The sequence below is a fragment of the Flexivirga sp. genome (assembly GCF_051955415.1).
GTDB lineage: Bacteria > Actinomycetota > Actinomycetes > Actinomycetales > Dermatophilaceae > Flexivirga.
Genome location: NZ_JBQCGS010000015.1, coordinates 25,639 through 38,909, shown reverse-complemented (window position 1 = coordinate 38,909; position 13,271 = coordinate 25,639). Strand labels below are relative to the sequence as shown.

The window sequence follows — 13,271 nt, the reverse complement described above, 5'->3', positions numbered from 1 at the left end:
TACCACGTCACCGGCACCGCAGCCGCAACCATCACCACCATCGGCGGCCTCACCGCCGCCACCAGCCGACCACCAGCACCACCCGGCCTACCACCGCCCACCCGCTCCCACCCCGAACGCGTCTTGATCGACATCGTGTGGAAGGGAAGCCTGGAGCTACGCGACGCCCAGAAGCGATAGGACGACCGGACCGACTTTCGCAGTTACGGCGAGCCCGACAACTGAGCCAGGGCGCGTAGTTGCTGCGCGAACGTCGACGCGGATGCAGTGCTACCCCGCCGCGCACCCGGCCACTCGTCGACAGCCATCCAGGGCACATCGGTCGGCGTGCCCGGCCATCGGGCAAGCAGCATCACGTGCAGATGTGGCCAGCGGTGTCCGACCCGGATGACATATACGTGTTCCGCGCCGGCACGAGCTCACCTCACCGCGGTGTCAGCATTGGCAGCAACCGATTTCACGTCCAGGCGGGCCAAGACGACTTCGGTGAGGTGATCATCGGCCGCATCGGGCCGATTCCTACCCGGGGCTGTTCGGTGGTAGCGCCCAATAGGCCTGCACGTTCTGCGCCGCCTCGCCGAACCCGAGGGACCGGTAGAGACGCCCGGCGGGGTTGGTGGAGCCGGTGACGATGACCCACTCATGCACGCCGCGCTCGGCCGCCCACGCTGCCGCGGCGCCGAGCAGGTGGCCGGCCAGGCCCTTGCGCCGGTGGTGGTATGCCGTGCCGACCGACTGATAGCGCGCGGTGTCACCCAGCACGACGATGCCCAGGTCGGCGACGAGGTCCGCACCGGCGAACGCCCCGAAGAACGCAGCATGTCCCGCCGACACCAGCTCACGCCGCGCCATTGCCTGGTCCCGGGTGAAGCACTCATAGCCGGCCGGTTCGTGCTCGCCGGTGTCGAGATTCTCCTGGATGTTCCGCTGGATCAGCTGCTCCCAGTCATCGTCCGTGCCGAGTATGCGCGCGACATACCCCTGCGGCAAGGGTGGCCGGGTCGGCAGTGACCTGCTGACGAGTACGTCATCGGTCACGATCGCCACACCGTGGGCGGCATACCCGGCGGGATCGGGCATCCGGGGCAGATCGATCGCGACGTGGCGCGCGTCAGGGAATTCCTGCGCGAAGATCGACAGCCACCGGTCGGCGTCCGAGCCGTCGCCGGTGGTGACGAGCACGAAGTTGCCCCAATGGAATCCGGGATTGTTCGGAGAGCGGACGACGAGGTGGTCCCCACGCTCGGACACGATGGCGCCCTCGAGTCGCAGGATGGCCAGATCGGTGCGTCGCCCGGGGGAAAGCTGAGTGGACACCTGCAGACGGTATGCCACGAGCCGCCGGCGCAGCACGACGATTCATGGCTCCCCGGGTTGGAATCGAACCAACGTCGCTAATCCTGATTCAAAGTCAGGCGGCCCCTACCAGCAGAGCAACCGGGGATCGCCCCCTGCGGGGACCGCACAAGGGTAGGACAGATCGCGAGCAATGGCATATCGGCCCTGCCGGCCGTCGATCCGGCCCCGGACGCAGCGCACGCGCGGCGGATCCACTTCAATGGATGCATGCCAGCCAAGAAACGATCCCGACTGTCTGCAGCCGACCGACGCGAACAGCTGATCTCGGTCGCGGAGAAACTCTTCGCCGAGCACGGTGTGCAGCCGACCACCGTCGAGGACGTGGCCACGGCGGCCGGTGTCACGAAACCGCTGATCTACGAGCACTTCGGTGGCAAGGAGGGCCTGTATGCCGTGGTCGTCGACCGCGCCATGCGTCAGCTGCTCGACCACCTGGTCGGGGCGCTGACCTCCGGCGGCACATCCCGCGAGCTGCTCGAACGCGGCGCCGTGGCCCTGCTGAGCTACATCGAGGAGGAGCCGGCCGCCTTCCGGGTGCTGCTGCGTGACTCACCGACCTGGCACGGCAGCGGTTCGGCCGCGAGCATCATGTCGGCGGTGGCCGGACAGGTCGAGGAGATCGTCGTCGAGGTGTTCGAGCGCAATGAGCTCAACGTGGAGGTCGTGCCGATCTATGCGCAGATGCTGGTCGGGATGATCGGCTTCACCGGCGAGTGGTGGATCGAGTCCGGGTCATCGCTGCCGCGCGACACCGTCGCCGCACACATGGTCAACCTGGCATGGCACGGCTTGGACGGCATCGAGAAGGAACCGACGCTCAAGACGCTCTGACACGCTCACTGCGCATGCTGGATCTCCACCCGGTTGCCGCACGGGTCATCGGTGTGGAAGCGGCGGATCCCCGGGATCGCGTCGTCCCAGCGCACCGCACCACCGGCGGCTGACACGGCCGCAGCGGCGACATCGACATCCGCGACCAGCAGGCACGGGTGCGCCTTGCGCGCCGGGGTGAAGGATTCCTCCACGCCGCAGTGCAATTCGTGCCCCGCGCCGACCGCGAACCAACAGCCGCCCCGCGCCGCGAGGGCCGGTGGTTTCGGCAGCTCCGGTAGCCCGAGCACACCGCTGTAGAACTCGCGCAGGTGGTCCTCCGCGCCGGCGGGACACGCCACCTGGACGTGGTGCAGACCGATCACCGCGACCTGTTGCGTCATACCTGCGCACCCTTCCGGCCAACCGCGAAGATGCGGCGGAACGGCATCGGCACCCCGTATGACGCTCTCGGGTACGCCGCATCGAAACGGTCCACCAGCTCGGCGAGGAAGTCCGCGCGTTCGGTCCCCTCGTCCAACACGTCCAACAGGGGCCGCAACGCCGTGCCCTTCACCCACTCCAGGACCGGACTACGTTGCGATTGTTCAGGATCCAGCACCTGCAGATAGGTCGTCTCCCACACGTCCAGGTGACCGCAGTGCCCAGCCAGCGCCCGGGCATATCGCCCCGGAGTCTCCACCGGCGACTCCCGCAGGGCACCGACCAACTCGCCGGCCCGGTCGTGCGCTCGCGCGACCTCACGGATGATCCGGTGCGACGGTGCGTCGAAGTTGCCCGGCACCTGCATCGCGAACCAGCCACCGTCGGGCAGATCGGCAAGCCATCGGTCGATCAACTCCAGGTGGCCGGGAATCCACTGCAATGTCGCATTGGTGACGATCACCTCCGGTGCCCGATCGGGCTGCGGCCGCCAGGTTGCCACGTCGTCGAGTTGCCAGGTGACGCGAGCTGTGGCGTCGACATCCCGCGCCCGCTGCAACATCTGCGCGGAGGAGTCGACGCCGACGACCTGCGCGTGCGGCCAGCGCTCGGTCAACGTCAACGTCAACGGGCCGTTCCCACAGCCGAGGTCGACCACTGTTCGCGGCGACTCCGCACCCACCCGCGCCACCAGATCGGCGAAGGGCCGGTTACGCAGGTCGGAAAACCGTTCGTACTGCTGAGGATCCCACGTCGCCATACAACCGCCTCCATCGCTGATTATCTTGATATCAAGATACTTGCATATGTCTCGATGTCAAGAAGCTTGAGAGTAGACTGACTTCATGGTGACGCAGCGCGACGAGGTCGACCAGATCGTCGACGCCTGGCGCCGCGAGCGTGACGACCTGGATGTCGAGCCGCTCCAAGTCCTTTCGCGGGTGTCCCGCCTCGCACGACTGCTCGATCAGGCACGGGGGAAGGCCTTCACCGACCACGGCCTGGACGGCTGGGAGTTCGACGTGCTCTCGGCGCTGCGGCGAGTGGGCGATCCTTATGAGCTCTCCCCCGGCGCGCTGGTGCAGCAGACACTGGTGACCAGCGGCACAATGACCAACCGCGTCGACCGGCTGGAGAGCCGCGGCCTGGTCGAACGCCACCCCGCTCCCACCGATCGGCGGGGCGTCCTGGTCCGACTGACGCCGGCGGGCCGCGAAGCCGTCGACGCCGCCATGGTCGGGCTGCTCGAGCACGAGCGCGCGATCCTGGCGCACCTGCCGGCCCGCAACCGCACGGCCCTCGCATCCTCGCTGCGCACCCTGCTGTCCGCGATCGAGCACCCCACCGCCTGAGCCTGCGCCGCCAGGTCGCGATTCGGCAAACTTTGTTGTGACCCGCTTCGGCGCGGTGTCACGATGAAAATGGTCCACGAGGCACCGACACGTAGGAGGCACCCGGCGCGTGATCACCCTCGACCTGAACGCGCACACCGGACCGACCATCCGCTGGGCGATCTCGCCCGTGCTGGAGACTCTCGGCTGGCTGCGCACGACCCGCGACGGCGCGACTGATCCGATGTATGGCGCACCGTCGCGCACGGCCGCGCAACTGCTCAGCCGCCCGGACGTCGCTCTCGTGGCGGCCCTGCTGCCGGTCGACGACGGCCCGACGCCCGACTTCCTCGTGCCGGCACCGCCCACAGCACCGGCGGCCCGCGCCGCCAGGACCCAGTTCCAAGCAGTGCGCGAGTCCGATCACGCACAGGCTGCCGTCGACGTCCGGACCGCCGCGGGTGTCCGAACGTTGCCCGACGACGTCGCCGCCGCTGCCGCCGCAGGTGACCTCTCGGCCCGCGCCGCACACGGACTCGAGGTCTTCTGGCGCAGAGGTATGCCGGAGGTCTTCGATCGCGCCGAGACGGCGCTCAATGCAGAGATCGACCGCGGCACCCAGCTGCTGGGCACCGGTGGCATCGGCGCCGTGCTGCAGGCGGTGCACGAACGCCTGTCGTGGAGCGACGGACCACCGACGGCGCCCCAGGACCCCGCAGGTTCCGACGCCGACGAGGCGGAGCTGCTCGTCATACCGACCGCGCTCTACGGGCCACGGCTGGCCATGCGGCTGCGGGGAGAGCGGCCCTTCGTCGCCTATCCGGTCGCCACGACGCCACCGGCCGCTGAATCGATCGCCGGGCTGCGCCGGCTGCTCGGCCCGACCCGCGCGGCGATCCTGCGTCAGCTCAGCTGCGCCCGCACCCCGACCGAGTTGAGCGAGGAACTGCAACTGGCCACCGCGACCGTGTCCTACCACGTGAAGGTGATGCAACGCGCCGGTCTGCTCGAGCGGTCACGCCACCGGCACAACGTCTTCTACGAATTGTCGGCCACCGGTCGCCAATTGCTGGCGACAATCCCGTGATCATCAGCTGAAAGCACTGGTTTCCCTGCCAAAGATTCGAATCTCTTCGAATATTGCGATCCGGTCGCGATCGCGCCGATCACTGGACTTCACCCGACGCGCGGGTCAAGTGTGGTCAGCAGAAGCCGTCGACGCCGGGGGTCGTCCACTGCTTCCGCACCAGTGGGGGTGACCGGTCGATCTTCGACATACCGGACACCACGAACGAAGTGGACGAATGCGTGCCGACGGGCTATTCCTGTGGGCACCGAAAGGGAAATATCACCATGCGAATGACCAAGTATGTCGCGCTGACGGCTGCAGGTTTCACTGCGATGTCGTTGGCCGCCTGCAGCAGTGGCGGCCCGTCGAACAGCGGCGGCAGCGACAGCGGCGGCAACGACACTGCGGCCGCCAAGCAGACCGAGTCCGCAGTGAAGGCGCAGGACGCGACACTGAAGGGCCCGGCGCCGGCGGTCAAGGGCGCCACGAAGGGCGGCACGCTCTACATCGACGATCACTCCAACCCGCCCACCATGGACCCGGCCGGCATCTACTACATCGACTCCAACGCGTTCGCCAGCCAGTTCCTCTACCGCACGCTGACGCAGTACAAGATCGTGGGCGGCAAGCCGGTGCTCGTGCCGGACCTCGCCGAAGGCGTGGGCAAACCGTCCGCGGACGGTCTGACCTGGACGTTCAAGATCAAGCCCGGCCTGAAGTACTCCGACGGCTCCCCGGTCAAGATCGAGGACTTCGTCTACGGCATCAAGCGCTCCTTCGCCAAGGAGAGCGTTGCCCGCAACGGCACCGACTACCAGCGCCAGTACCTCGTCGGCGGCAAGGACTACAAGGGCCCGTACCGAGAGCCGAACGCGGACTTCAAGGGCGTGACCACCCAGGGTGACGACACCCTGGTCTTCCATCTGGTCAAGAAGGTCCCCTCGTTCAACTACTTCGCGTCCTTCCCCGAGTTCACCCCGGTGCCGAAGGCCAAGGACACCAGGGGCGACTACCAGAAGCACCCGCTGACCACCGGCCCGTACAAGGTGGACAGCTACAGCATCGGCTCCAAGTTGGTGCTGTCCCGCAACACCAACTGGGACCCCAAGACCGACCCGGTGCGGCACGCCTACCCCGACAAGGTGCAGATCAACTTCGCCGTCACACCGCTGGCGTCGCAGCAGCGGGTGCTGGCCAACAGCGGTGCGGGCGCCAACACCGTCAACATCGACGCGATCGACGCTTCGCTGCAGTCCAAGGTGACCGGTGCGCAGAAGGACCAGTTCGTCATCGGACCGTCGTCCTGCGAGTACTACGTCAACATGAACGTCCACAAGATCCCGCTGAACATCCGCAAGGCGATCGGTTACGCCTACCCGTGGGACCAGATCCGCAAGGCGGGTGGCGTCTCCCAGCTGAACTACCAGCCGGCCACCACGTACGCGGCGCCCAGCCTGCAGGGTTACAAGAAGTACACCCCGCTGCCCTACGCCACCGGTCAGGGCACCGGTGACCCGGCCAAGGCCAAGGCGATCCTGAAGAAGGCCGGCAAGCTGGGCTTCCAGCTGTCCTACTACTACACCGGTGACGTTCCGTCCTCGGTGGCGGCGAACACCGCCCGAAAGGCGGGTCTGGAGAAGGCCGGCTTCAAGGTCAAGGACCTCCCGGTGCCGAGCGCAGAGATCACCAAGAAGATCGCCGACCCGAATGCACCGGTCAACATGATGAACGGCACCCCGGGCTGGTGCTACGACTGGCCGACCGGTGACTCGGTCTATCCGGTGCTGTTCAGCGGCGAGGGCATCCCCGACGGCACCACCGTCGGTCAGTTCAAGAACGCTCACATCAACGCCGAGATGGACAAGATCGGCAAGATGGATCCCAAGGACGCCGCTCCCGAGTGGGCCAAACTGGACCAGGAGATCATGACGAAGTACGTCCCCGGCCTGCCGGATCGTTACTCGATGAACACCGCGACGTTCGGCAAGAACGTCAAGAATGTTTCGCTCAATCCGATCATCAGCATGCCCAGCCTGTCGCAGATCTGGATCACCCACTGATGCGGCGCCGGGAAATGCGTCGTATGGCGGCTGCCGGGATCAACCGCGCTCGATAGCGACCACCGGTGGTCACACCGCTTCGGAATGGAGCCGGTGGCCGACTCGAGGAATTCGCAGGTTTCTCCCTTCCGCGCGACTTCCGCTCGACCGATGCCACCGGCTCCTTTCCGGATTCGTCGCGGTGAATGTGCGGGCTCGTGGCGACATTCGGCACTTGTTCGACACGGTTTCTGCGGCCTGAACCGCGTCAGGGTCGCTCTCGTTCAAGATCGCGACTGAGCCGTCATTCGGCGAGCTCGCCGACCTCCAGCCAGCGTTCCTCGAGTTCCGCACGCTGGGTGTGTATGGCGCGCAGCTGCCCGTCGAGTTCGGTGGCCCGCACCGGATCGGTCGCGGCTTCGACGAGCGCGGCGTGCAGCTTCTCCTCCTGGTCGGCCAGCTTGCCGAGGGTGCGCTCGATGCGGGCCATCTCCTTGCGGGCCTCCCGCTGCTCCGCCGCGCTACTGGCGGCCGGCGCCGCGTCGGTTGCCGTCGTGGCGCGCTGCGCCGCTGCGGATTCCGTTGCCGCAGCGTGCAGTTCGAGGTACTGCTCCACGCCACCGGGCAGGTCTCGCAGCTTGCCGTCGCCGAGCAGGGCGATCTGCCGGTCGCACATCCGTTCCAGCAGGTAGCGGTCGTGCGAGACGACCACGAGCGTGCCCGCCCAGCCGTCCAACACGTCCTCCAGCGAGGTGAGCGTCTCGATGTCCAGGTCGTTGGTCGGTTCGTCCAGCAGCAGCACGTTGGGCTCGGTCATCAGCAGCCGCAGCAGCTGCAGCCGGCGCCGTTCGCCACCGGACAGGTCACCGACGCGGGTCTGCTGCCGTGGCCCGGAGAAGCCGAGCCGTTTGGCCAGCGACGACGCCGACACCTCCTTGCCGCCCAGCATGATGAAACTCTTGACCTCGGTGATCGCGTCGATGACACGCATCCCGTCATACGCCTGCAGTTCGCGGACCTCCTGGGTGAGGAAGGCCAGCTCGACGGTCCGTCCCTGCTTCCGCTTGCCCGCGTCCAGCGGCCGGCTGCCGTCGATCACACGCAGCACGGTGGACTTGCCGGCGCCGTTGACTCCGACGATGCCGGTGCGCTCCCCCGGCGCCAGGCGCCAGGTCTGCTTGTCCAGCAATCTGCGGCCGCCCACCTCGACCGTTGCGTCGATGAGGTCGATGACGTCCTTGCCGAGGCGAGTGGTGGCGAAGCGGACGAGCTCGACGTCGTCGCGCGGCTCGGGCTCGCCCTTGATCAGTTCGTTCGCGGCGTCGATCCGGAAGCGCGGCTTGGAGGTGCGCGCGGGTGCGCCGCGGCGCAGCCAGGCCAGCTCCTTGCGCAGCAGGTTCTGTCGGCGGTCCTCGGTCGCGGCGGCGACACGGGCGCGTTCGTTCTTGGCCAGGACGTATGCCGCGTAGCCGCCGTCATACTGCTCGACCCGTCCGTCGACGACCTCCCACGTGTGGTCGGCGACCGCGTCGAGGAACCAGCGGTCGTGGGTGATCGTCACGAAGGCGTTGCCCGGACGGCCGCGGTGCCGCACCAGGTGCTCGGCCAGCCACTGCACGCCCTCGACGTCCAGGTGGTTGGTCGGCTCGTCGAGCAGCAGCAGGTCGGGGTCATCGATCAGTAGCTTCGCCAACGCGACGCGGCGTCGCTCGCCGCCGGACTTGCTCCCGACGACCGCCTCCGGGCCGCCGACCGACGCGAAGCCGACGCCGCCGAGCAACCCGCGCAGGATGTCGCGGACGCGCGCGTCACCGGCCCACTCGTGCTCGGCGCGATCGCCGAGCGTTGCCACGGCGACGGTCGCGGCCGGATCGAGACGGTCGTCCTGGCTGAGCATGCCGATGGTCAGACCGCCGACACGCGTGACCCGGCCGGAGTCGATCGGCTGCGTCCCGGCCAGCACCCGCAGCAGCGTCGACTTGCCGCCGCCGTTGCGGCCGACGACGCCGATGCGGTCGCCGGTGCCGATCCCGAGAGAGACGCCGTCGAGCACTTGGTTGGTGCCGAGAGCGAGCGAAATATTTTCGGCAGCAATGAGATTGGGCATCAGACCACTATCAATCGGCTCAACGGGCGCGCACGTCGTGCACCACGTGCGCACCGTGCACCGGGCCGGTCGCGCTGACGACCTCATCGCACATGGTGCCGGCGGTGAGCCCAACCATCAGGTCGAGGGCAGCGTTGCGGTCAGCGCACAGGAACGCAACCGTCGGGCCGGAGCCGGAGACGACCGCGCCGAGCGCCCCGTTGTCGAGGCCGGTGGCGATGGTGTCGCTGAGCCGTGGCATCAGCGAGCAGGCCGCGTCCTGCAGGTCGTTGTGGAGATTGTCGGCCAGCGCTGCGACGTCCCCGGCGCGCAGGGCGGCCATCAGTGCGGCATTCGGAGTCGGCTCGGGCACCGGCCGACCGTCGCGCAAGCGGTCGCACTCGGCGTAGACGGCCGGCGTCGACAGTCCCTCGTGGTGCAGCGCGAACACCCACTCGAAGACACCGCGGCTGAGCACCGGCACCAGCTGCTCGCCACGGCCGGAGCCGATGGCAGTGCCGCCCTCCAGGGCGAAGGGCACGTCGCTGCCGAGCTCGGCGGCCATGTCCTGCAGCTCGCGGGGGCTGAAGCCGGTCTCCCAGAGCGCGTCCACCGCGACGAGTGCCGCGGCGGCGTCGGCCGACCCGCCCGCCATACCTCCGGCGACCGGGATGTTCTTGGCGACCTCGATGGCCAGCTGCTCGTCCGTGCCGACGCGGGCCGCGATCAGTCGTGCCGCGCGCATCGCCAGGTTGGTCTCGTCGTCGGGCACGACACCCTCGCCCATCCCGGTCGTCGTCACCGACCAGCTGTCGGCGGGGCGCACGGTGACGTGGTCGACCAGCTCGACGGCGTGGAAAACCGTTGACAGGGAATGATATCCGTCATCCTCGAGCGGCCCGATGCGCAACTCGAGGTTGACCTTGGCCGGCACGCGCACCGTGACCGGGGCCGAGGACATCACTTCCATGCCCGTCACCCTATGCGCTGCGCTGCGATCGCCGCGAACTGCCCGATCGTGAGTCGCTCACCGCGCAGTGAGGGGTCCACGCCGGCGGCGCGCAGCATCCGCTCGGCCTCGGTGGCGGAGCCCGCCCACCCCGCCAGCGCCGCCCGCAACGTCTTGCGCCGGGCAGCGAACGCCGCATCGACACAGGCGAACACGTCCGCGCGGCTCGCGATGGTCGCCGGTGGTTCGCGCAGCGTCATCGAGACGAGGCCGGAGTCGACGTTCGGTGCTGGCCAGAAGACGTTGCGGCCGACCCGGTCGGCAAGGCGCACATCGGCATACCAGGCGCCCTTGACACTCGGGACGCCGTAGACCTTGCTGCCGGGCTGCGCGGCGAGCCGCTCGGCGACCTCCAGCTGCACCATCACCAGGACCCGTCGCAGGGTCGGGAATCGTTCGAGGAAGGAGAGCACGACCGGCACCGCGACGTTGTAGGGCAAGTTGGCCACCAGCGCGACCGGTTGCGGGTCCGGCAGCTCGGTCAGCGTCATGGCGTCCTGCTGGACGACCTGCAGTCGGTCAGCCAGCTGGGGTGCGAGCTCCGCCACCGTGCGCGGCAGTCGGATGGCCAGCCGCGGGTCGATCTCCACGGCGGTGACATGCGCCGACGACTCCAGCAGCGGCAGGGTCAGCGACCCGAGGCCGGGACCCACCTCCACGACGCTCTCGTGCCGCTCGACGCCGGCCAGCCGGACGATCTTGCGCACGGTGTTGGGGTCGACCACGAAGTTCTGGCCCCACTGCTTGGTCGGCCGCAGCTCCAGCTGCGTCGCCAGCTCGCGCACCCGTGGGGCGGTCAGCAGGGTCGCGGCGTCGGCGTGCTCGGTCACCCGCCTGACCCTAGCCGCCTCGGCTCGAGCGTCCGGGCCCACGCCTCGTGGTCGGACCAGGTGTCGACGTCGCGCCATACCTCCTCGGCGGCGGGGACCGCGGTCAGGTCCAGGTCCTCCAGCAGAGCCCGCATCGACCGGTCGCGCGGATCGCCGAGTCGCTGCGCGGCGTCATACAGCATGCAGGACCGGTAGCGCCCGAGTAGCCACTGCGAGCGCCCCTCCGGCGCCGTGATGACGGCGCCGTCGGAAGAGCGGGCGTCCGCCGCGACGAGCAGTTGTACGGCGCGCTCGGCGCCGGGCAGATCGCACGCGATCAGGTAGGTCCACGCCGCCGGCTCCTCGATGGCGCGCAGTCCGGCGACCGTAGCGGCTGCCGGGCCGCTGCCGGGCGGGTCCTCCGTGACGCGTAGGGCGTGCTCGGGCACCTCCGGCGCCGAGGTCTCGCCCACCACGACGAGCGTGCGAGCCTCGCGCACTGCGGCGAGCGGCCGTGACACCAGTGATCGACCGGCGAGTCCCACTGCTGCCTTGTCGACGCCGCCCAGCCGCGACCCGGCACCTCCGACGAGCACGATCGCGTCGAAAACGACTGCGCTGCCGGCAGAGCCACCGCTCACCGGTGACTCGTCTCCTGCACCTCCAGGGCACCGTCGGCGAAGCTCTGCCGCAGCGCCTTCTTGTCGAACTTGCCGACACTGGTCTTGGGAACCTCGGCGATGAACGCCCACTTGTCCGGCAGCTGCCAACGGGCGATCTTGCCGGCCAGGAAGTCGCGCAGCTCACCGACTGTGGCGGTGGCGCCGTCGCGCAGCACCACCGTGGCCAACGGCCGCTCCTGCCACTTCTCGTCCGGTATGCCGATGACCGACGCCTCCAGCACGTCAGGATGACCCATGATGGCGTTCTCCAGGTCGACCGAGCTGATCCACTCGCCACCGGACTTGATGACGTCCTTGGCCCGGTCGGACAGCACCAGGTAGGAGTCCTCGGTGAGGGATCCGACGTCGCCGGTGCGCAGCCACTCCCCGTCGAACTTGGCTGCCATGTCAGCGATCTCGGCCTCGCTCTCGGTGCCGTTGGCATAGTAGGAGCCGGTGACCCACGGTCCGCGGACCTCCAGCTCACCGACCGCCACACCGTCGGCGGGCTGTTCGCAGCCGTCCGGTCCGGCGAGCCGGCTCTCGACACCGGGCAACAACCGGCCCTGGGAGTCGCGATAGCGCCAGTAGTCGACGGAATCGGCCTCGACGTCGCCCGGGGCAAGCGCGAGCGTGCCGACCGGGGACAGCTCGGTCATCCCCCACCCCTGGACCATCTCGATGCCGTGGCGCTGCTGGAACGCGCGCAGCATCGCCGGAGGCGCGGCGGAGCCGCCGACCATCAGGAAACGGCAGCTGGACACGTCGGTCGGCGTCTGCTCCAGGTGCTGCAGCAGCCCGTTCCAGACAGTAGGTACGCCGGCGCCGCCGGTCACCTGCAACTCGCTGATCATCCGGGCCAGCGGCTCCGGCTGCAGGAACCGGTCGGGAAGCACCAGGCTGGCGCCACTGATCATCGCCGCGTAGGGGTAGCCCCAGGCGTTGGCGTGGAAGAGCGGCACCACGATCAGCAACCGGTCCGGTTGACCGATCGCGAGCATCGAGGAGCAGGTCAGCGCGTGCAGGTAGTTGCTGCGGTGCGAGTACACGACACCCTTGGGGTTGCCGGTGGTGCCGGAGGTGTAACACATTGCGCAGCCGTCGTTCTCGTCGACGGTCGGCCAGTCGAACGTGGTCGGCTGGTCGCGCAGGAACTCCTCCCAGTCGTGCACCTGCACGACGTGCTCCGGTGCGGCGAGCGCCTGGCGCAGATGCTCGGGCACGGACCCGTTGACGACGACGTGCCGCACACCGGGCAGTGCGGGCAGCAACCGGCTGAACGGTTCGGCGAGCGAGTTGTCGACGATGACGACCTCCGACCCCCCGTGCCTGGTGACGTAGGCCATCTGCTCGGGGAAGAGCCGGATGTTGATGGCGTGCAGCACCGCACCCATCGACGGCACCGCCAGGTAGGCGATGACGTGCTCGGCGTTGTTCCACATGAACGTGCCGACGCGTTGGTCGCCGGTGATGCCGATGCCACGCAGCGCGTGAGCCAGTTGGGCGGCACGTTCGCCGACCTGGCGGTAGGAGACGCGTCGCACCCCCGTCTCGGTCCAGGTGATCAGCTCACTGCGCCCGTGGGCCGTGGAGCCGTATCGCAACATGGTGGAGATCAGCAGTGGTCTGCGCTGCATCGTGCTGTCCATGGCA

General features: G+C 68.5%; 13 protein-coding genes and 1 tRNA gene. 5 read left to right on the top strand and 9 right to left on the bottom strand.

Annotation, left to right across the window (positions count from 1 at the left end):
- On the top strand, positions 1 to 180 hold a 180-nt coding region (locus ACTHL4_RS02725; RefSeq protein ID WP_440281200.1), incomplete at its 5' end, for a hypothetical protein.
- Positions 181 to 519: 339 nt separating this feature from the next.
- Here ACTHL4_RS02725 and ACTHL4_RS02720 read toward each other — a convergent pair.
- Together ACTHL4_RS02720 and ACTHL4_RS02715 are read right to left on the bottom strand one after the other, a co-directional pair.
- Positions 520 to 1,317 (bottom strand): GNAT family N-acetyltransferase, encoded by a 798-nt coding sequence (locus tag ACTHL4_RS02720; RefSeq protein ID WP_440281199.1) that lies wholly within the window; start codon positions 1,315 to 1,317, stop codon positions 520 to 522.
- A gap of 45 nt (positions 1,318 to 1,362) precedes the next feature.
- Positions 1,363 to 1,444: transfer RNA gene (locus ACTHL4_RS02715), tRNA-Gln, on the bottom strand.
- A 122-nt stretch (positions 1,445 to 1,566) separates the two neighbouring features.
- On the opposite strand from ACTHL4_RS02715, the gene ACTHL4_RS02710 reads away from it, so the two are divergent.
- A complete protein-coding gene (locus ACTHL4_RS02710; RefSeq protein ID WP_440281198.1) occupies positions 1,567 to 2,190 on the top strand; it encodes a TetR/AcrR family transcriptional regulator in 624 nt (207 codons plus the stop codon).
- Between the two features lie 5 nt (positions 2,191 to 2,195).
- Here ACTHL4_RS02710 and ACTHL4_RS02705 read toward each other — a convergent pair whose 3' ends face one another.
- Both ACTHL4_RS02705 and ACTHL4_RS02700 read right to left on the bottom strand, forming a co-directional pair.
- A complete protein-coding gene (locus ACTHL4_RS02705) occupies positions 2,196 to 2,573 on the bottom strand; it encodes a VOC family protein (RefSeq protein WP_440281197.1) in 378 nt (125 codons plus the stop codon).
- Positions 2,570 to 3,373, bottom strand: coding sequence for a methyltransferase domain-containing protein (locus ACTHL4_RS02700; protein ID WP_440281196.1), 804 nt, complete (start codon positions 3,371 to 3,373; stop codon positions 2,570 to 2,572). Before ACTHL4_RS02700 ends, ACTHL4_RS02705 begins: the two co-directional genes overlap by 4 nt.
- A gap of 85 nt (positions 3,374 to 3,458) precedes the next feature.
- Between ACTHL4_RS02700 and ACTHL4_RS02695 the strand changes: the two genes are divergently transcribed.
- The 3 genes from ACTHL4_RS02695 to ACTHL4_RS02685 all read left to right on the top strand — a co-directional run bounded on the left by ACTHL4_RS02695 (position 3,459) and on the right by ACTHL4_RS02685 (position 7,073).
- Positions 3,459 to 3,965, top strand: coding sequence for a MarR family winged helix-turn-helix transcriptional regulator (locus ACTHL4_RS02695; protein WP_440281195.1), 507 nt, complete (start codon positions 3,459 to 3,461; stop codon positions 3,963 to 3,965).
- Positions 3,966 to 4,074: 109 nt separating this feature from the next.
- A complete protein-coding gene (locus ACTHL4_RS02690) occupies positions 4,075 to 5,031 on the top strand; it encodes an ArsR/SmtB family transcription factor (RefSeq protein ID WP_440281194.1) in 957 nt (318 codons plus the stop codon).
- Between the two features lie 266 nt (positions 5,032 to 5,297).
- A complete protein-coding gene (locus ACTHL4_RS02685; RefSeq protein WP_440281193.1) occupies positions 5,298 to 7,073 on the top strand; it encodes an ABC transporter substrate-binding protein in 1,776 nt (591 codons plus the stop codon).
- Between the two features lie 283 nt (positions 7,074 to 7,356).
- Here the strand turns inward: ACTHL4_RS02685 and ACTHL4_RS02680 are convergent, their stop codons facing one another.
- The 5 genes from ACTHL4_RS02680 to ACTHL4_RS02660 are packed head-to-tail and all read right to left on the bottom strand — an operon-like array spanning position 7,357 to position 13,267.
- Positions 7,357 to 9,159 carry an ABC-F family ATP-binding cassette domain-containing protein gene (locus tag ACTHL4_RS02680; protein WP_440281192.1) on the bottom strand — a complete coding sequence of 601 codons (1,803 nt, stop codon included), beginning with the start codon at positions 9,157 to 9,159 and terminating at the stop codon, positions 7,357 to 7,359.
- Positions 9,160 to 9,178: 19 nt separating this feature from the next.
- On the bottom strand, positions 9,179 to 10,108 hold the full coding sequence (locus tag ACTHL4_RS02675) for a 4-(cytidine 5'-diphospho)-2-C-methyl-D-erythritol kinase (protein ID WP_440281191.1): 930 nt from the start codon (positions 10,106 to 10,108) through the stop codon (positions 9,179 to 9,181).
- A gap of 5 nt (positions 10,109 to 10,113) precedes the next feature.
- Positions 10,114 to 10,977 (bottom strand): 16S rRNA (adenine(1518)-N(6)/adenine(1519)-N(6))-dimethyltransferase RsmA, encoded by an 864-nt coding sequence (gene rsmA / locus ACTHL4_RS02670; RefSeq protein ID WP_440281190.1) that lies wholly within the window; start codon positions 10,975 to 10,977, stop codon positions 10,114 to 10,116.
- Complete coding sequence (gene mobA, locus ACTHL4_RS02665) at positions 10,974 to 11,597, bottom strand: molybdenum cofactor guanylyltransferase (RefSeq protein WP_440281189.1); 624 nt, start codon at positions 11,595 to 11,597, stop codon at positions 10,974 to 10,976. Before mobA ends, rsmA begins: the two co-directional genes overlap by 4 nt.
- Positions 11,594 to 13,267: a fatty acid--CoA ligase gene (locus ACTHL4_RS02660; RefSeq protein WP_440281188.1), complete on the bottom strand. Its 1,674-nt coding sequence runs from the start codon at positions 13,265 to 13,267 to the stop codon at positions 11,594 to 11,596. Before ACTHL4_RS02660 ends, mobA begins: the two co-directional genes overlap by 4 nt.
- Between the last annotated feature and the right edge of the window lie 4 nt (positions 13,268 to 13,271).